At 71.7% G+C, this 18,476-nt stretch carries 15 protein-coding genes; 12 read left to right on the top strand and 3 right to left on the bottom strand.

Annotation, left to right across the window (positions count from 1 at the left end):
* Positions 1-24: 24 nt before the first annotated feature.
* Positions 25-1,887: an ABC transporter substrate-binding protein gene (locus OMP39_RS00395; RefSeq protein WP_264892850.1), complete on the bottom strand. Its 1,863-nt coding sequence runs from the start codon at positions 1,885-1,887 to the stop codon at positions 25-27.
* Between the two features lie 74 nt (positions 1,888-1,961).
* Between OMP39_RS00395 and OMP39_RS00390 the strand changes: the two genes are divergently transcribed.
* From OMP39_RS00390 to OMP39_RS00375, 4 genes are all read left to right on the top strand, one after another.
* Positions 1,962-2,897 carry an ABC transporter permease gene (locus tag OMP39_RS00390; RefSeq protein ID WP_264892849.1) on the top strand — a complete coding sequence of 312 codons (936 nt, stop codon included), beginning with the start codon at positions 1,962-1,964 and terminating at the stop codon, positions 2,895-2,897.
* Positions 2,894-4,006, top strand: coding sequence for an ABC transporter permease (locus OMP39_RS00385; RefSeq protein ID WP_264892848.1), 1,113 nt, complete (start codon positions 2,894-2,896; stop codon positions 4,004-4,006). The genes OMP39_RS00390 and OMP39_RS00385 overlap by 4 nt, the downstream gene beginning before the upstream one ends.
* Before the next feature lie 77 nt (positions 4,007-4,083).
* Positions 4,084-5,790, top strand: a complete 1,707-nt coding sequence (locus OMP39_RS00380; RefSeq protein ID WP_264892847.1) for an ABC transporter ATP-binding protein — start codon at positions 4,084-4,086, stop codon at positions 5,788-5,790.
* Positions 5,791-5,803: 13 nt separating this feature from the next.
* Positions 5,804-6,247: a potassium channel family protein gene (locus OMP39_RS00375; RefSeq protein WP_264892846.1), complete on the top strand. Its 444-nt coding sequence runs from the start codon at positions 5,804-5,806 to the stop codon at positions 6,245-6,247.
* Between the two features lie 107 nt (positions 6,248-6,354).
* On the opposite strand, the gene OMP39_RS00370 is transcribed toward OMP39_RS00375, so the two are convergent.
* Positions 6,355-6,573 (bottom strand): oxidoreductase-like domain-containing protein, encoded by a 219-nt coding sequence (locus OMP39_RS00370; protein ID WP_264892845.1) that lies wholly within the window; start codon positions 6,571-6,573, stop codon positions 6,355-6,357.
* Positions 6,574-6,959: 386 nt separating this feature from the next.
* Here OMP39_RS00370 and OMP39_RS00365 point away from each other — a divergent pair, with 386 nt between their 5' ends.
* The 6 genes from OMP39_RS00365 (at position 6,960) to OMP39_RS00340 (ending at position 11,083) form a co-directional block, all read left to right on the top strand.
* Positions 6,960-7,346, top strand: a complete 387-nt coding sequence (locus OMP39_RS00365) for a cupin domain-containing protein (RefSeq protein WP_280925515.1) — start codon at positions 6,960-6,962, stop codon at positions 7,344-7,346.
* A gap of 80 nt (positions 7,347-7,426) precedes the next feature.
* Positions 7,427-8,059 carry a TetR/AcrR family transcriptional regulator gene (locus tag OMP39_RS00360; protein WP_264892843.1) on the top strand — a complete coding sequence of 211 codons (633 nt, stop codon included), beginning with the start codon at positions 7,427-7,429 and terminating at the stop codon, positions 8,057-8,059.
* Between the two features lie 424 nt (positions 8,060-8,483).
* Positions 8,484-8,741 (top strand): hypothetical protein, encoded by a 258-nt coding sequence (locus OMP39_RS00355; protein WP_264892842.1) that lies wholly within the window; start codon positions 8,484-8,486, stop codon positions 8,739-8,741.
* Positions 8,738-8,914, top strand: coding sequence for a hypothetical protein (locus tag OMP39_RS00350; protein WP_264892841.1), 177 nt, complete (start codon positions 8,738-8,740; stop codon positions 8,912-8,914). Before OMP39_RS00355 ends, OMP39_RS00350 begins: the two co-directional genes overlap by 4 nt.
* Before the next feature lie 300 nt (positions 8,915-9,214).
* Entirely contained in the window at positions 9,215-10,489 is a 1,275-nt protein-coding gene (locus tag OMP39_RS00345) for a solute carrier family 23 protein (RefSeq protein WP_264892840.1), read from the top strand.
* Between the two features lie 438 nt (positions 10,490-10,927).
* Positions 10,928-11,083: a hypothetical protein gene (locus OMP39_RS00340; RefSeq protein ID WP_264892839.1), complete on the top strand. Its 156-nt coding sequence runs from the start codon at positions 10,928-10,930 to the stop codon at positions 11,081-11,083.
* A gap of 19 nt (positions 11,084-11,102) precedes the next feature.
* Here OMP39_RS00340 and OMP39_RS00335 read toward each other — a convergent pair whose 3' ends face one another.
* A complete protein-coding gene (locus OMP39_RS00335; RefSeq protein WP_264892838.1) occupies positions 11,103-13,967 on the bottom strand; it encodes a PAS domain S-box protein in 2,865 nt (954 codons plus the stop codon).
* Between the two features lie 285 nt (positions 13,968-14,252).
* On the opposite strand from OMP39_RS00335, the gene OMP39_RS00330 reads away from it, so the two are divergent.
* Entirely contained in the window at positions 14,253-15,266 is a 1,014-nt protein-coding gene (locus OMP39_RS00330) for a tripartite tricarboxylate transporter substrate binding protein (RefSeq protein ID WP_264892837.1), read from the top strand.
* Positions 15,267-15,419: 153 nt separating this feature from the next.
* On the top strand, positions 15,420-18,443 hold the full coding sequence (locus OMP39_RS00325) for a type VI secretion system Vgr family protein (RefSeq protein ID WP_264892836.1): 3,024 nt from the start codon (positions 15,420-15,422) through the stop codon (positions 18,441-18,443).
* Positions 18,444-18,476: the final 33 nt, after the last annotated feature.

The following is an 18,476-nucleotide window of genomic DNA, read 5'->3' as shown; positions in this document are numbered from 1 at the left end:
GGCAGCAGGGCTTCCCGCGCCGGCTCAGCCGCTCGCCGCGGGGCGCGGCTGCACCTCCACGTACTGCCAGAAGTCGCGCGCAAAAGGATGCGGCCGCACGCCCTTCACCCAGGGCTGCACGAGCGTCGTGCGGATGCGGTGCGTGTGCACCTTGTAGGGCATGTAGGCGATCATCAGCCGGCTCGCCTCGTGCATCAGGCGGGCGCGTTCGTCGCCATCGGGCAGCACCTGGATGCGCTCGTACAGCCGGTCGAAGGCAGGCAGCGCGAAACGGGCATGGTTGGCGCTGCCGGCGTTGGGGCCGTAGGCCATCGAGAGCATGTCCTCGCCATCGGGCGAGGTGGCCGAGTAGCCCACGCCCCACATCATCAGCTTGCCGGCGCGCGAGAGCTTGAGCTGCTCGGGCCACTGCGCGATGCGAAAGCGCATCCGCAGGCCCACCGCGTCCATGTGCTTCTTCCACAGCTCCTGGAACTGCCGCGCCTGCAAGTCCGAGCCCGAGGCCAGCTCCAGCACCAGCGGCTGCCCGTCGGGCTGCTCGCGCCACCCGTCGCCGTCGCGGTCGACGTAGCCGTACAAGTCGAGCAGCGCGCGCGCCTTGGCGCGGTTGAACTCGCTCATCTCGCTCACGATCGCCGGGTCGTGGCCGAAGGTCAGCGGCGGAATGGGCCCCTGCGCCGGCAACGCCTGGCCGCGGCGCACCTGCCGGATCTCCTCGCCCACGTCGTAGGCCAGCGAAATGGCGCGGCGCAGCGCCACCTTCTGCGGCGTGTAGCCGCCCACCACCGGATGCTCCATCTGGAAGTAGGTGACCGTGATGTCGGGCGCGACCTGGCGCGTCATGCGCACGCCGCGCTTGGCCAGATGCGGCGCGAGCCGGCCGTTGGGCACCGCGATGTGCGCGAACTCCAGCGGCACGTCCACGAGATCGATCTCGCCATTGAGGAACGCGAGCCAGCGCGGCTGCGACTCCTCGATGATGGAGATTTCGACGCGGTCGAGCAGCGGCAGGCGCCGCCCCTGCAGTCGCGCGAGCAGCGCCTGGCCCTCGGCGTCGTCCGGCGCGGGCCGCGCCTCGAAGCGCATCTCGCGAAAGCGCGGATTGCGCTCCAGCGCCATGAAGGACGAGCGCCGCCACTGCACGAGACGAAACGGCCCGGTGCCCACCGGATGCTCGGCGATGCGATCGCCATGGGCTTCGACGACCTCGCGCGCCACCGCCCCCATCGTGGCGTGGTCGGCGAAGAGGTGTGCGAACCGCGGCGCCGGCTTGGCCAGCCGCACGCGGAAGGTGTAGCGGTCCAGCGCCTTCAGGCCCTCGACCTCGCGGTCGTAGTCGAAGGGCCGGCGGCCCTCCACCGCGTCGCGCCGCACGCGGTCCATGCCCAGCACCTGCGCGTTCTCCAGCACGTACAGCGAAGGGCTCTTCCAGCGCGGGTCGTAGTGGCGCTTGATGGCATAGACGTAGTCGTGCGCGGTCAGCTCGCGCGCCCGGCCACCGAAGGCCGGGTCGTCGGCGAAGTGGATGCCCGGGCGGATGCGGAAGGTGAAGCTGCGGAAGTCGTCCGCCACCTCAGGCAGCGCGAGGGCCGTGCGCGGCACCAGCAGCGCCGGGCGCGCGAGGTAGTCGTAGGCGAGCGGCGCCTCGAAGATGTGGCCCGCGATGATGCGCGAGTACAGGTCCGAGATCTGCGCCGGGTCGAAGCCGCTCTCGGCCACGTTGAAGGCGTAGCGCAGCACCTGGCGCGGCGTGGCGGGGCCGGGCGCTTCGCGGGCGCGCGCACGGCTGGCGGCCCCGGCCGGGGGCAGCACGGCGCCCAGGGCGAGCGCGAGCCCGCCGCGGTGCACGGCGCGGCGCGTGAGGGCGGGCGGGTCGTCGTCGGTCACTGCGCGAGTGTAGAAGGTGCTTCGGGCCTGCGCGCCGACACTACACTTCGCCGAGAGCCTCCTTCCCGCCTGGCATGGCCTATCTCCTGCGACGACTGTGGCAAATGGTGCCGACGCTGGCCGGCGTGGTGCTGCTGGTGTTCGTGCTGTTCAAGGCCTTCGGCGGCGATCCGGCCGAGATCCTGGCGGGGCTCAACGCCACCCCCGAGCAGATCGCCGCGATCCGGCAGGAGCTGGGGCTGGACCGCCCCTGGTACGTGCAGCTCGGCCGCTTCGTCGGGCAGATCCTGAGCTTCGACTGGGGCCGCAGCTGGGCCACCGGCGAGCCCGTCGCCCAGCTCTTCGCGAGCCGGCTGCCGGCCACCCTCACGGTGATGCTGCCCATCCTCGTGCTCGAGGTGGTGCTGAGCATCCCGCTCGCGCTGGCGGTGGCGGCGGTGCGCGGCAGCCTCACCGACCGCGCGGTCATGGTGCTGACGACGGTCGCGCTGTCCGTCTCGTTCCTGGTGTACGTGATCGTCGGGCAGTGGCTGTTCGCCTTCCGGCTCGGGTGGTTTCCGGTGCAGGGGTGGAGCGACTCGGTGTGGACCAACCTGCTGCGCTACGCACCCTTGCCGGTGCTGCTGGCCGTGGCCGTCTCGCTCGCGCCGCAAACGCGGCTGTACCGCAGCTTCTTCCTCGACGAGATGGGGCAGGACTACGTGCGCACCGCCCGCGCCAAGGGCCTGGCCGAGCGCACGGTGCTGCTCAAGCACGTGCTGCGCAACGCGATGATCCCGATCCTCACGAACATCGGGGCCGGGCTGCCGGGCGTGTTCGTCGGCTCGTTCCTCATCGAGGTGTTCTTCTCCATCCCGGGGCTGGGCCGCGAGGTGCTGCTGGCCGTCAATCGCAGCGACTATCCCGTCATCCAGGCTTTCACGATCTACCTGGCGGTGCTGACGATGGCCATCAACCTGCTCACCGACCTGCTCTACAAGGCGGTGGACCCGCGCGTGGAGCTCAAGTGAGCGCGGCCGCCGGCGAGCCGACCGTCTCGCGCGAGGCCGCGGCCCGGCCGCAGGGCGAGGGCGTGTGGCGGCTCGCGTGGCGCCGCTTTCGCGCGGACCGCGTCGGCATGGCGTCGCTGGCCGTCGTGGCCGCCTTCTTGCTGCTGGTGGCGGCCAGCGCCGCGGGACTCGTGGCGCGCGACTGGCAGCGCGAGGTGGGCGTGCCCTATGCGCCGCCGAGTTTTCTGACGAGCCACGCGGCGCAGGAGCCAGGAGGCACGGGCGCGCCGACAGCGTCCGCCGGCGCAGCGGCCGACGAAGCGGGCCCTGCCTCGCCCCGTGGCGAGCCCATCGATCTGTCGGACATCGACCCGCTTGCGCCGCGCTACGAGGAGTGGCGCCGCCGGGCTGCGCAACTGCAGACCACCGAGCCGCCGAGACGCGCGACGCTGCCGCTGGGCGGCGACCGCCTCGGGCGCGACGTGCTCGCCAAGGCGGTCCAGGGGGCGCAGGTCTCGATCTTCGTCGGTGTGGCGGCGGCCTTCGTCGCCACCGCGTTCGGCACCGCCCTCGGGGCGCTGGCGGGGTTCTTCGGCGGACGGCTCGGGGACGTCTTGGAGTGGCTCTACAACGTCTTCACCTCGGTGCCGGGCATCTTGCTGATCTTCGCGTTCGCGGCGGTGTTCGGCCGCGGCATCGGCACCGTCGTGCTGATCCTCGGCTTCACGGGCTGGACGGGCGTGTACCGGCAGGTGCGCGCCGAGTACCTTCAGCACGCCGTGCGCGACTACGTACGCGCCGCCGAGGCATCGGGCGCCGGCCCCTGGGTGCGCATGGTGCGGCACATCTTGCCCAATGTGTCGCACGTGATCCTGGTGCAGCTGTCGATCCTCGTCGTCGGCTTCATCAAGGCCGAGGTGATCCTCTCGTACCTGGGCCTGGGCGTGCCGGTGGATCAGGTCTCGTGGGGCACGATGCTCGGCGAGGCCCAAAGCGAACTGATCCTGGGCCATTGGTGGCAGCTCGCCACCGCCACGGCCTTCATGGCGGTGTTCGTCACCGCGTTTTCGCTGCTCACCGATGCCCTGCGCGACGCGCTGGACCCGAAGCTGCGGGGGGTGGAGGCATGACGGCCGCCGAGCGGCCGCTCGACCGCGGCGCGCCCGGGGCGGGCGACGCGCTCGCAGCGCCGTCGCAGGCGCGCCCAATGGCGCCGCTGCTCGCCCTCGAAGACCTGCGTGTGGCCTTCAGGCTGGGCGAGCGCGGCCGCCTGCGTCGCGTCGTCGCGGTCGATGGCGTCAGCTTTGCGGTGCCGGCCGAGCGCACCGTCGCGCTGGTGGGCGAGTCGGGCTCGGGCAAGAGCGTGACGGCCCTGTCGGTGCTGCGGCTGCTGCCCCCCAACGCCGAGATCACGGGCCGCGTGCACTTCGGCGGCGAGGAGCTGCTGCGCGCGCCGCTCGCGCGGCTGCGGCAACTGCGCGGCCGTCACATCGCCTGCGTGTTCCAGGACCCGATGGCCTCGCTCAACCCGGTGTTCACCGTGGGCGAACAGATCGCCGAGCCGCTGCGCCTGCACCTGGGCCTGTCGCGCCGCCAGGCGTGGGCGCGCGCCGAGCATCTGCTGGAGGAGGTGGGCCTGCCCGAGCCGCACCGGCGCCTGCGGTCCTACCCGCACCAGCTTTCGGGCGGCCAGCAGCAGCGCGCGATGATCGCGATGGCCCTGGCCTGCGAGCCGCGCCTGTTGATCGCCGACGAGCCCACCACCGCGCTCGACGTGACGGTGCAGCGCCAGATCCTCGATCTGCTGTTGCGGCTGCAGGAGCGGCGCCGCATGGCGATGCTCTTCATCAGCCACGACCTCGGCGTGGTGGCCGACATCGCGCACGAGATCGTCGTGATGCGCCACGGCCGTGTGCGCGAGCAAGGGCCGGCGGCCCAAGTGCTGGGCGCCCCGCGCGACGCCTACACGCAGGCGCTGCTGGCCTGCCGCCCGCGGCTGGATGTGCGCGTCGAGCGCCTGCCCGTGCTCGACGCGCCCACGCCCTCCCCCGGCCCCGGGTCGCGCCCCGAAGACGCCCAGGCGCCCGTCGTGCTCGAGGCCCAGGGCCTCTCGCGCAGCCATTGGGTGCGGCGCGGCTGGCGACGCGAGGAGTTCCATGCCCTGCGCGGCGCCAGCTTCACGCTGCGCGCCGGGCACACGTTGGGCGTCGTCGGCGAGTCGGGCTCCGGCAAGACGACCTTGGGCCTGACGCTGTTGGGCCTGCATCCCGCCCGCGGCGGGCGCACGCGCGGTCGGGCGCTCTACCGCGACGGCGCGCACGAGTGGGACCTGACGCGGCTCGCTGCGCACGAGTGGCGGCCGCTGCGGCGGCATCTGCAGATCGTCTTTCAGAACCCGTATGCCTCGCTCAACCCGCGCTACACGGTCGCGCAGGCACTGACCGAGCCGATGCGGCTGCACGGCCTCGGCACGGATGCGCACGAGCGCCAAGCGCGGGCGCGCGCGCTGCTCGCCAAGGTGGGCCTGGACGCCGGGGCGCTGCACCGGTATCCGCACGAGTTCTCCGGCGGGCAGCGCCAGCGCATCGCGATTGCCCGCTGCCTCGCGCTCGAGCCGCGCGTGCTGGTGCTCGACGAAGCCGTCTCTGCACTCGACGTGTCGGTGCAGGCGCAGGTCCTCAATCTGCTGAAGGACCTGCAAGACGAGCTGGGCCTGGCCTACCTCTTCATCACGCACGACTTGGCGGTGGTGCGCTTCATGGCCGACGACCTGCTCGTCCTCAAGGACGGCGAGGTGGTCGAGCAAGGCCCGACCGACGCCGTGCTCGCCGCACCGCACGCCGAGTACACCCGTCGGCTGCTGCAATCGGTGCCGCATGCCCTCGGCGCCCCGAACGGACCCCGTACGCCCTGAACGGAAAGCTGCCATGACCCTCGTCGTCGTCCTCGTCGCGCTCCTCCTGGTCATTGCGACCACCACCTGGCACTACGAGGTGCTGCGCGTGCTCGGGCCGCGCATCGCGCACCTGCACGTGCGGCCCCGGGTGCGCTTGCTGTTGGTGCTGTTCGGATGCCTGTTCGCGCACGCGGTCGAGATCGGCATGTACGCCGTGGCGGCCCATCAGCTCGCCCATGCGGGCATCTACGGCCGCTTCGTGGAGGAGGCGTCGCCCAGCTGGTGGCGCGCCTGGTACTACTCGGCCGAAACCTTCACCTCACTGGGCTACGGCGACGAACTGCTCGAAGGGCCGATGCGGCTGCTGTCGGGCATCGAGTGCCTCAACGGCCTGCTGCTGATCGGCTGGAGCGTCTCGTACCTGCACATGGCGATGCTGCGCTCCTGGCCCGACCGCATTCGAGAGCGCGAGTGAGCAGGCGACGCCCCCAAAGCCGGATGCAGGCCCGGGCGCGCCGAGCGCGGCGGCGCCGCCCGGCCGCCGTGGCGCACATCCGCCAGCACGGCAGGGGCCTCTCCTCGTCACCCCGCGTCGCGCCGTCGCGCCTGCCACCCGCGCATCGCCTCCATCCACCGGGCGCGCTCCTCGGCATAGAGGTCCCACACGCACGGGTCGCAGCCGCTGCCGCAACAGGCCCCTTCTGCGGGAGGCGCGGGCTCGGGCGGAGGCGGATCGTCGCCGGCATCGGTACCGACGGCAGGCGGGGGCGAAGGCTCGGCAGGGTCGGGAGCAGCGGACATGGAAGCGGGGCGGAGCGGAAAGCGCAGGGGCGGATGCAGATGCGGATGCCGGTGCGGATCCGGATGCAAGTGCAGATGCTAGCGCGGCGCACCTCGCGCCCCTCGCCGCCGCCGGCCGCCGGGCCACCGAGGAGCGGTGAGGGCGAAAGCTCCGCACTGCGCGAAGGAAGGCCCCATGCTCCCCGATGCGCTGCAGCGCGGCCCGAGCCGCTGCCCGTGCACGAGCGGCCGGCCAGGGTAGAGTGGGTGCTTCCACTGCACTTTCCGCGGGGGCTCGCCGCCTCCCACTGTCGATGACGCCTTCCCCCTCCCCCGTAGCGGTCGTGGCGGCCGACGCGCCGCCCCGCCTCCAACCGTCGCTCTATCCGCCGCCCTTCGCTTCAAGGATGAACGGACGCCTCAAGCATCCCTTGGGCGAGCTGTTCGGCTTGACGAACTTCGGCGTGAACCTGGTGCATCTCGCCCCCGGGGGGATCTCGGCCCTGCGCCATGCACACACGAAGCAGGACGAGTTCGTCTACATCCTCTCGGGCCATCCCACCTTGCACACCGACGAAGGGAACACGCCGCTGGCGCCGGGCATGTGCGCCGGGTTCAAGGCGGGCAGCGGCAACGCGCACCGGCTGGTCAACGAGACCGAAGAACAGGTCGTCTATCTCGAGATCGGCGACCGCACGCCGGGCGACGAAGTCAGCTACCCGGACGACGACATCGCCGCCCGCATGGTCGAAAGCCAGTGGGCCTTCTTGCACAAGAACGGCGACCCGTACTGAGAGGACGCGTCGCCGCGCCCCGCCGACCGTTCGTCGGCCGGATTTGCTTCTTCGCACGATCGTGCTAAATTCTGGTCATCATGGAAGCAAAGACCGGCCGCAGCGAGCTCACTCGCGCGGCGATCCTCGACACCGCCTTGTTGATGGCCTCCGCCGAAGGGTTGGAGAGCCTCACGATCGGCGAAGTGGCCAAGCGCCTGGGCATGTCCAAGAGCGGCGTGTTCTCGCGCGTGGGCTCGCGCGAGGCCCTGCAGAAGGCGGTGATCGAGGAGTACGACCGGCGTTTCCTGCAGGACGTGTTTCTGCCAGCGATGCGCGAGCCGCGGGGGCTGCCCCGGCTCGACGCCATCGTGCGGCTGTGGTTGCAGCGCGTGCGGGACATCGAGGCGCACACCGGCTGCCTCTATTGCGCCGGCGCGTTCGAGTTCGACGACCGCGAAGGCCCGCTGCGCGATCTGCTGTACGACGGCATCATGCGCTGGCGCGCCACGCTGCGGCGCTCGGTGCTGCAGGCGGTGGAAGCCGGCCACCTGCGACCCGACACCGACGTCGAGCAGCTCGTGTTCGAACTGGACGGGCTGTTCATCGCGCTGATGCGTGACGCCCGCTTCCTGCGTGATCCCAGGGCGGCCGACCGCACCTGGTCGGCCTACCGGCGCATCATCCGCAGCTACCGCGCGCCTGCCGCCGAGGCGGCCAAGGCGGGCGACTGACCGAGGAGCGCCATACCCCGTCCCCCGCGCACCCTCGAGGTGCCTTTTCCGCCACCAACTTCGCACGACCGTGCGAAATAGGAGTCTGCCATGTTGATCGTTCTTGGTGCCCTGGGTCTGGCCGTCGCCGCCCGTCTTGCCGTGCTGGCCGTGCGGCTGTGGAAGATGCTGCCGCGCAGCAACGAGGACTTCTCCTCCTTGCCCTGAGCGCGCGGCCGTTCCTCGCGGGCGCAGGCGGGGGCTGGGGCTGACAGAAGGCGCCCGTGGGGCGGCGGGGGTGACACGCCGTGTCAGCCCCGTGACAAGAGGCGGACCGCCAGCCCCCGCCAAACCGGAACTCTTTGGCACCCGTTGAACTTTGGTTACACCCGGCGGGTTGGCATGGAAGATGCGCTGCTCGCGCCATCGTCGCACGAGAACGCCCATGGCCTGCCCTTCCAAACGTCGATCTGCCGCGCTGCTGTCGCTGGCGGGTCGCATCGCCCGCCACGGACGCCGTCAGGCCGCCGCGCGCAGCACGGTCGAAGCCGCACCGGCACGCGGCGGCTGGTCGTCGCTGATCCGCCTGGCGCCGCGCACGGGCGAGTCCACCGCACGCGCGCCCGCGTGGGCGCCCTGGAAGCGGCCGGCCCCGGTGTTCCTGTGCACCGATTTCGCGCCCAGCCAATGGTTCCAGCCATGAAAACTGCCGCTTCCGTCACTGCTACCCCTGTCTTGGCCCGCCCGGCCAGCCCACGGGAACCGCAGCGCAGCCCCGGTGCGACGCAGCCCGCGGCCACCGGTTTGCGCCAGTACCAAGTGCTGCAATCGCGCAGCGAGCCCGGTCAGCGCACGCTGGCCTTGCGCATGCGCTGACCGAGATCGACGCCTGCCGGCGGTTCACTGCCGGCAGGCACCCGTTGTCCTGTGCGCCGCGCCGGCGCACCGGGGTCTGCCCTTCCTGCCCAGTTTCGTTGGGGACGTCGAGGGAGAGGGCGGCGGCCGGGGTGGGGAGAGAGCGAGAGCCCCGGCCGCCTTTCTTTTTTTCCTGGCGCGACGCCGCACGCCCCACTCCGCCGGGGCGGCCCGGGGTGTCAAACTTGCTTACAAGCTCCTACACTCCCGCCCGCGTCCTCGCGCGGGTGCGCGAGGTGAACCCACATCACAGGAGCTTTCATGAGCTTGTTCCCCCAGTGGCGCGAGAAGACCGAGGGCGTCGTCGCGCCGGATGAGCGGCTGCCCTGGCCGCAGACCGTGGCGATGGGCCTGCAGCACGTGGTGGCGATGTTCGGTGCCACCGTGCTGGCGCCGCTGTTGATGGGCTTCGACCCCAACGTCGCGATCCTGATGAGCGGCATCGGCACGCTGATCTTCTTCTTCGTCGTGGGCGGCCGGGTGCCCAGCTACCTGGGCTCGAGCTTCGCCTTCATCGGCGTGGTGATCGCAGCCACCGGTTACGCCGGACAGGGCGCCAATGCCAACATCGGCGTGGCCTTGGGCGGCATCATCGCCTGCGGCGTGCTCTATACGCTCATCGGCCTGGCGGTGATGGCCACGGGCACCGGCTGGATCGAGCGCTTCATGCCGCCGGTGGTCACCGGCTCGGTCGTCGCGGTCATCGGCCTCAACCTCGCGGCCGTGCCGGTCAAGAACATGGCGCCCACGCCGTTCGACGCGTGGATGCAGGCGGTGACGTTCCTGGCCGTCGGCGCGGTCGCGGTCTTCACGCGCGGCATGGTGCAGCGCCTGTTGATCCTCGTGGGCCTCATCGTGGCCTCGATCCTCTATGCGGTGCTCACCAACGGCCTGGGGCTGGGCAAGCCGATCGACCTGTCGGGCATCGCGAGCGCCCCGTGGTTCGGGCTGCCGCGGTTCGCCTCGCCGGTGTTCGATGCCTCCGCGATGCTGCTGATCGCGCCGGTGGCCGTCATCCTCGTGGCGGAGAACCTGGGCCACCTCAAGGCCGTGAGCGCGATGACCGGCCGCGACCTCAACCCGATGATGGGCCGCGCCTTCGTCGGCGACGGCCTCGCCACCATCGTCTCGGGCGCCTCGGGCGGCACGGGCGTGACGACCTACGCCGAGAACATCGGCGTGATGGCCGCGACCCGGATCTACTCGACCGCCATCTTCGTGGTGGCCGCGCTGATCGCGATCCTGCTCGGCTTCAGCCCCAAGTTCGGCGCGCTGATCCAGGCCGTGCCGCTGGCCGTGATGGGCGGCGTGAGCATCGTGGTCTTCGGTCTCATCGCAGTGGCCGGCGCCAAGATCTGGGTCGACAACCGGGTGGACTTCTCCGACAACACCAACCTCATCGTGGCGGCGATCACGCTGATCCTCGGCACCGGCGACTTCACGTTGAAGATCGGCGGCTTCGCGCTGGGCGGCATCGGCACCGCGACCTTCGGTGCGATCCTGCTGTACGCCCTGCTGGGCGGGCACAAGCGCTGAAAGCACCGCCCCTCGGGGCACCGGGCTTGCCACCTGAAAGGGCTTGCAGTGGCAATGCCTTTGGGCTTGGGGTAGATTGGAGGGGTGGTGCCAGTGGCACCACGTCAATCAAGGAGAGACCCCATGTCCCCCACCGCCATCCTTGGCGGGCAAGACGCAAGGCGACTCCTGCCTCTCGTGCCCGCCTTGATTCCCTCTGCGCCTGAGCGGCGCAGCCTCCCACGCGTGCGCCGGCTCGCTCGCCGGGCTTCGTTCTGCGTCCCTGACCGTTAGGTTCGTCGCGTTCGCGCGCAGCCGTTCGACAGGCGTTTTTCCGCCGTGTCGGGCTGGCGTGCGCCCGTGCGTTTCGGTCCTTGCCCCGTGCCTTGCGCTGTCGCGAGTGCCGGCGGCCGGGTTCGTCCCTCGAATCTCGAATTGCCTGACGTTCAGGAGCAGATCATGAACCTGCATCTCACCCCTGCGACCCCGCCGCGTGAGTTCTTCCGCGTGCCCATGCCCTCGTGGCGACGCCTGTGCGCTTGCGACTGGGCCATGGTGGCCTTGAAGGTGCTGTTGCCCTACGCCGCCATGGGACTCGTTTTCGCCCTGGCGTGAAACGCGAGGCCCCGCACCGTCACAGCACGGTGGAGGGGCCTTCGCAGCGCACCCATCGGGCCAGGGCCGCGCGCAGCCGCTGCATGTCGATGGGCTTGGGGATGAAGTCGTTCATCCCCGAGGCGAACGCGCGCTCCTGCTCGCTCACGAGCGCCGCGGCGGTCAGCGCGATGATGGGCAGGCGCCGTTCGTCCCAGCGCTCGCGGGCGCGGCGCGTGACTTCATAGCCGCTCATGCCCGACATGTGCAAGTCCATCAGCACGGCGTCGAACGCGGCGTCGCTGGCCTCCAGCCGGGCCAGGGCCTCCTGGCCGTCGGTGGACTGCACCACCTCGATGCCCCACTGCTCGAGCATGGCCACCGCAATCATCATGTTGACCGGGTTGTCCTCGACGATGAGCACCCGCGCCCCCTGCAGCGCGTCCTGCTCGGGCGGCCCACCCGCCGCCGCGGCCTCGCTGAACCGTGCGGCAGGCAGGGGCAACTCGACCCAGAACAGCGCACCCACGCCAGGCTCGCTCTCGACACCGACGCGTCCGCCCATCAGGCGGGCCAGCTCCCGGCAAATCGACAGGCCCAGGCCGGTGCCTCCATAACGGCGCGAGATGGATTCGTCGGCCTGGGTGAAGGGCTGGAACAGCCGATCGCGCAGCGCCGGGTCGATCCCCGGGCCCTCGTCGCGCACTGCGAGCCGCACCCCGCCGTCGACGGCGGCCGCGGTGAGTTCGACCGTGCCCCGCTCTGCGAACTTGAGCGCATTGCTCAGGTAGTTGCCCAGAACCTGCCGCAGCCGCAGCGGGTCGCCCATCACCTGCACCGGCACGCGCGGCTCGATGCGAAGCTGGAGCCGCAGGCCCTTGCTGGCCGCCAGCTCCCCGTAGGACTGGGCCAGCGAGTGCAGCAGTTCGTGCAGATCGAAGGGCAGTTGCTCGAGCTGCAGACGGCCGGCCTCGATCTTGGACAGATCGAGGATGTCCGAGATGATGCCCGCCAGACTTTGCGCGCTGTCCACGATGCGGCGCAGGTACTCCTCGCGGCGCAACGAGGGCGTTCCCGGCGCGAGCGCGAGCTGCGCGAGGCCCAGCACACCGTGCAGCGGCGTGCGGATCTCGTGGCTCATGTTGGCCAGGAATACGCTCTTGGCCCGGCTGGCGGCTTCGGCCTGCTCCTTTGCCACGGCCAGGTCTCGCGCGGCCTGGTGGGCCTGCGTCACGTCTTCCAGGATCCACAGTGTGCTGCGACGCTGGGGCTGGCCGTCGTCGATGCGCGAGGCGCGCAAGCGCCCCCAGAAGCGCTGGCCGTCGCGACGCATCATCTCGCGTTCGATGTCCACGCGCTCGTCGCGCGCCAGCCCGCGTGCGGCCACACCGCGCACGGCCTCGAACTCCTCCTCGCTGGGCCAGATGACCCGCACCGGCTGTCCGGCCAGCGTGCCCGTCTCCCAGCCCAGCATGTGCTCGAGCCGCGCGTTCGCCTGCTCGAACCGGCCGTCCTGCACGACGGCGATGCCCACCGGCGCGTTGTCGAGGATGGCGCGGTACTCGGCACGCGAGCGCAGACGCTCGCTCACGTCGCGCGTGAGCACGAGCAGGTACGGCGAGCCGTCCACGTGGAAGATGGTGCCAGAGATGAGGCAAGGCACCAGACGGCCGTCCTTGGCGCGGTAGTGCACCAGGAAGTCCTTGACGGAGCCGTCGCGGCGGATGATCGCGAGGAACCGTTCGCGCTCGGCCTGGCTGCTGAGGATGCCGACCTCGACCACCGTGCGGCCGAGCACTTCCTCGGGCTTGTAGCCGAGCATGCGCTCGATGACGGGGTTGACGAGGATGTAGCGGCCCGACTGCGGCTCCGTGACGGTGACGACGTCGGGGCTCGACGAGAAGAGCTGCGACAGCAGCGCCTGGGATCGCAGCAACTCCTTCTCGGCCGCACGGCGCTCAGTGACGTCGACGTACATCGACTCGATCGCCGGCCCGTCCGGCAGCAGCACCTTGGCCCCAGTCGCGGTGGCATAGAGGAGCCGCCCGTCGCTGCGCCGCATGCTGAACTCGGCCAGCGGCAGGCTCGCCCCTTCCGAGAGCGAGTCGAACATCGCCAGCCGTGCGCGCAACAGGGGGCGCGAGACGGGGTCGTACAAGTCGAGCAGCGGCCGGCCGCACAGTTGCTCGGGGGAGTCGTACGCGAACAGGCGTGCGGCCGCCTCGTTGGCGGCGATGATGACGCCCTCGCGGTGCAGCAACAGCGCCGACGGCGACCGCGCGAAGAGATGCCGCCAACGCCGCTCGCTGGCCGCCACCGACTGCTGCGCCTGCAGCACGGCCTCCCAGCGGCGGCGCCCGTACACCGAGAAGGCCCACGCCAGGCCGAGCCCCGACAGGACGATGCCGGTCAGCGCGAGGGCGCGGTTGCTGGGCGACGTGGCGGCCGGGGCCGTGGCCCCTTGCAGCCAGCCCTGGCGCTCGGCGAGCCACAGCACGGCGACACCGCCCGCCGAGAGAGCGCCCATGGCCGCGGACGCCCGCCAGCCGAGCAGCAGGCCTGCGACCATGACGAACACCGCGACCAGCGGCATCCCGCTGCTGTAGAGCCCCTGGCGGGTGACGACGGCGACCACGATGATGCCCAGCAGACAGCCTGCCAGCACGATCGCGGTGGCCACACGCAGGCGCGACTCCGGCGTCCAGGCCCCGACGCCGGCCATCGCCAGCGCGAGGGTACCGAGCATCGCGCCCCCGAGAAAGCGCTGCAGCGGCTCCACGCCCTGGTACAGCACCCCGACGAGGAAAGCCCCGAACAGGCAGAACGCCGCCCCGAAGACGATGACGAAGCGGGCGACCTGGGGGTCGGTGCGCGCGGCGGCGACGGGCGGGGACTGTGGCGACACAGGACGGCGATCGGCAGCAGTTGCAAGGTGAGACAAGAACCCTGCGGGCCGCGGAGGCTGACCAGGGGTGCGCGATTCTAGGAACGCGAGTGCTGCGCTTTGCAGCGCGAGAAACCCTTACGGCCCCTCGTCGGCCGCAGGTTCTCGTGCACTGCGCCACACCTCGTTCCCTTCTTCGGCGGGAGGGGGCCGCCATGCGAGGAGCGCACCCGCGTGTGCCGAGACGGGGATAGCCCGGGTTGGCACTCGCGGCCATCCGCTCTACGGTCAGGCGCAGGAGGTCCTATGAGTCATCACGCTCGTCATTTCGCATTCCGTCGTCGTTGCATCCTCGCCGCCGCGGCCGTGCTGGTCTCGGCCGCCGCAGGGCCCGTGGCCGCGCAGGCGTGGCCCGCCAAGCCCGTGCGCATCGTCGTGCCCTTCGCCCCCGGAGGCACCACCGACATCCTCGCCCGGGCCCTCGCGCCCGAGCTCGCGAAGGCCTTCGGCCAGCAGTTCCTGGTCGACAACAAGCCGGGCGCCGGCGGCAACCTGGGCGCGGCCGAAGTCGCTCGCGCCTCGGCCGACGGCTACACGCTGCTGATGGGCACGGTGGGCACGCACGGCATCAACCAGGCGCTCTACCCGAAGCTGCCGTACGACCCGATCAAGGATTTCGCGCCCGTCACGCTGGTGGCCGCGGTGCCCAATGTGCTGGTGATGAACCCGGCCAAGGCGCAGGAGTACAAGATCCAAAGCGTGCCCGATCTGATCCGCTACGCGAAGGCGAATCCGGGCAAGCTCAACATGGCCTCCAGCGGCAACGGCACCTCGATCCACCTCTCGGGCGAGCTGTTCAAGTCGATGACCGGCACCTACATGGTCCACTTCCCGTACCGCGGCTCGGGCCCGGCGCTGATGGACCTGATCGGGGGCAACATGGACCTGATGTTCGACAACCTGCCCTCGGCGATGCAGCACATCAAGGCCGGCAAGTTGAAGGCGCTCGCCGTCACCACGGCCAAGCGGTCCGAAGCGCTGCCCGACGTGCCGACGATCGCCGAGGCCGGGCCGGTGCCGGGCTACGAAGCGAGCTCGTGGTTCGGACTGCTGGCGCCGGCCGGCACCCCGGCCGACATCATCAACCGCCTGCAGCAGGAAACGGCCAAGGCGCTGGCCTCACCCGCGCTCAAGGAGCGGCTGCTCAGCCAGGGAGCGATTCCGAGCGGCATGACGCCCGCCGAGTTCGCGCGGCTGATCGACGCCGAGCACAAGAAGTGGGCGCAGGTGGTGAAGATCTCGGGCGCCAAAGTCGATTGAAGCGGGCAGCCGCGCCGACTGCGCGCGGCGTCACATCTGGTTGCACCGTCCCCCCTGCGGCGGGATTGACCGCCGCGCGCCCACTCCCTAACGTCGGGCCCCTCATCGCGACGAAGCCCCAGAGCTTCGCGAGCGTCAAGAGAGGGAGGTCCCATGTCACACCGTCCACCGCCGGCGGCGGGGGAGGAGTCTGCGCACGCGCTGCTGGCGCAGTTGGCCCGCGCCTTGGGCGTGCCTGCGTCGCTCGTGCCGAGCACCGCCGCGCGGCTGCACCACCTGGAGCTGCCCGGCCTGCCTGCGCTGGCGACCCAGCTGCTGGTGGAGGCCTGGTCGATGCACGAGACGCTCGCCCAGGGCTACGAGCTCGAGGTGCTGTGCCTGAGCCCGCGCGCCGACTTGGAGCTGGACGCGCTGCTGTTGCAGCCGCTGCACCTGCACACCCGCACCCGCCACGCGGGCCGTGTGCGGCGCAGCGGTCTCGTGCGCGCCGTGCACGCGCTGCAAGGCGACGGCGCCGTGCAGCGCTGGCGGCTCTCGGTGGTGCCATGGACATGGCTGTTGCAGATGCGCCGCGGCAGCGGGGTGTTCCAGGAGCGCCCGCTGACCCAGATCGTCGAGGCCGTCTTGCGACGCGCCGCCCCGAAAGCCGCCTGGCACTGGGCGCCGGACGTGAGCGACTTCCTGCGCGCCAGCCATCAGGGCGGCTGGCGCAGCTACTGCGCCTACCACCGTGAAGCCGAGTGGGACTTCCTCGCCCACCACCTGGCGCGCGAGGGCCTGGTGTGGCGCTGGGACGAAGACGACGAGGCCTGCGCCGGCCACGCCCTGCACCTGCTGGCCGACACCCGCGGCTGCCCCGAGGACCCGACCAGCGCCCACGCGCCGCTCGCCTGGCAGCGCACCAGCGCCGAGGACGCGCCCGACCTCGTGCAAGCGCTCGCGCACGAGACGCGCCTGGTGCCCGCACGCACCCGGCTGCTGACCACCGACTACCGCACCAAGCGCGCCGTCGCCGGCGTGGCCGAGGCTGCCTGGCGCGACGAGGAGGCGCCGCCCCCGCTGGAGGACTACGAGCCGCTCGGCCCCTATGCCTTCGATGCCGCCAGCGCCGCCCACTACGCGCAGCTGCGCCAACAGGCGCACGAGGCGCGCAGCGAGATCTGGACCGGCCGCAGCACGGTGCGCACCTTGCGCGCCGGCACCCGCGTGCGCATCCAGCCCGCCTCGCATGCCGCGCCCCCGCCCGAGTTGCTGCTCACCCGCGTGGAACACTGGGCCCTGAACAACCTGCCCACGCCGCTGCACGAGGCGCTCGCCCGCCGGCTGGGCGACCCGCTGGAGACCTTGCGAGACGCCCACGGCGGCGCGCCGCTGGGCGCCGCGTGCGCCACCGCGGCCCGCCGCACCGGCCTGGCCAACCGCTTCGAGGCCGTGCCCGCCGAGCGGCCCTGGCGCCCGGCGCCCCCCGCACCGCGGCCGCGCCTGTCCCATTGCAGCGCCACCGTCGTCGGCCCCGACGACCAGGAGCGGCCCGGCGCCGAAGGCGCCCTCCACACCGATGCGCTCGGGCGGGTGCGGGTGCGCTTCCATTGGCAGGCGCTGGACGGCGCCGACGAGCCCGTGAGCGCTTGGCTGCGCGTGACCCAGCCGCTGGCCGGCCCCGACGGCGGCACGCTGTTCATCCCGCGCATCGGCCAGGAGGTGCTGGTCGGCTTCCTGGAGGGCGACCTCGATCGGCCGATCGTGCGCGCCGCCCTCTACAACGGACGCGGCCGTGGCGGCACCGCGCCCACCCCCGGCGGGCAACCGGCCGGCCCCCAGGCCGCCGAGCGCTCGGCCTTCAGCCGCAGCCACGACCACTCGCCCAGCGGCCAAGACAGCGTCGTGGCCGGGGGCCACCCGCCTGCCTGGCACGGCGCCGCCGCCGGCGAGCAGCACCAGCGCGCGGCCCTGTCGGGCCTGAAGACCCAGGAGGTCGGCGGCCCCGGCTACAACCAGCTCGTCTTCGACGACACCGACGGCCAGCTGCGCGTGCAAGCCGGCACCACCCAGCACGCCACCTGGCTCCACCTCGGGCACCTCGTCCACCAGGCCGACAACCACCGCGGCAGCTTCCGCGGGCGGGGCTTCGAGCTGCGCACCGACGCCTGGGGGGCCGTGCGCGCCGCCCGCGGCCTGCTGCTCAGCACCTACGCGACCGAACCCCAGGCGCCCGCCGGCGATGCGACGGCCGCCGAGGCCCTCGGGCAACAAGCCCGACAGTTGGCCGAACTGCACGACCGCGCCGCGCAGCAGCACCAGAGCGTCACGCTGGCGAGCGTGCGCGGCACCCGCGCCGCGGGGGCCTGCGCCCTGACCGACGAGCAGCCGGCGCTGGCGGCCTGGCAGGCGGTGCTGGCCGCGCAGGCGCACGCCCACACGCCCGAGCTGCGACCGGGCGGGGCCGCCGGCGGCGCGGGCACTGCGGGCACTGCGGGCGCCGGCTTGCCCGCCACCGGCGAACCGGTGGTCGTCGTGGCGGCACGCGCCGGCCTGGCCGCCGTGGCGGGGCAAGACGTGCTGGTGGCCAGCGACGACGCGGTGCACCTGAGCAGCGGGCGCGACACCACCCGCGCGGTGGGCGGCGCCGAGCGGCTGCACACCGGCCAGGCCATCGGCGTGCTGGCCGGCGCCCACGCGCCCGGTGAGGCGGCCGCCGGCACCGGCTTGACGCTGATCGCCGCGCAAGGCGATGTGCAGGTGCAGGCGCAAAGCGGCCCGCTGCAGATCGCCGCCCGCGGCCTGGTCCACGTGCAAAGCGCGCACGCCCACCTCGACTGGGCCGCCGCCAAGAAGATCACCCTGCGCACCGCCGCGGGCGCCAGCGTCACCCTGGACGCCTCGGGCATCACCGTGCAGTGCCCCGGCAAGCTCACCGTGCAGGCGGCCACCAAGAGCATGGTGGGGGCGAGCACCTATGCCTACGGCATGAACGCCATGCCGGCAGATGCGCCCTTCGATGAGGAACTGGTGCTGCGCTGGCCCTTCGACGACAAGCCCATCGCCCACCGCCGCTTCGAGATCGTCAGAGGCGATGGCACCCCGGTGCGCGGACACACAGACGCGAACGGGCGCACCGGTCTGCAAAAGAGCGACTTCTTGGAACAGATCCGCCTACGGCTCCTGGACGAGGTTTGAGATGGCAGAGCAATCCACCCAAGAGCGGATGAT

The sequence above is a fragment of the Schlegelella aquatica genome, from assembly GCF_026013905.1.
Taxonomy (GTDB): Bacteria; Pseudomonadota; Gammaproteobacteria; order Burkholderiales; family Burkholderiaceae_C; genus Caldimonas; species Caldimonas aquatica.
Note: the sequence above shows the minus strand (reverse complement) of the source record. Positions and strands in the feature narration are given on the sequence as shown.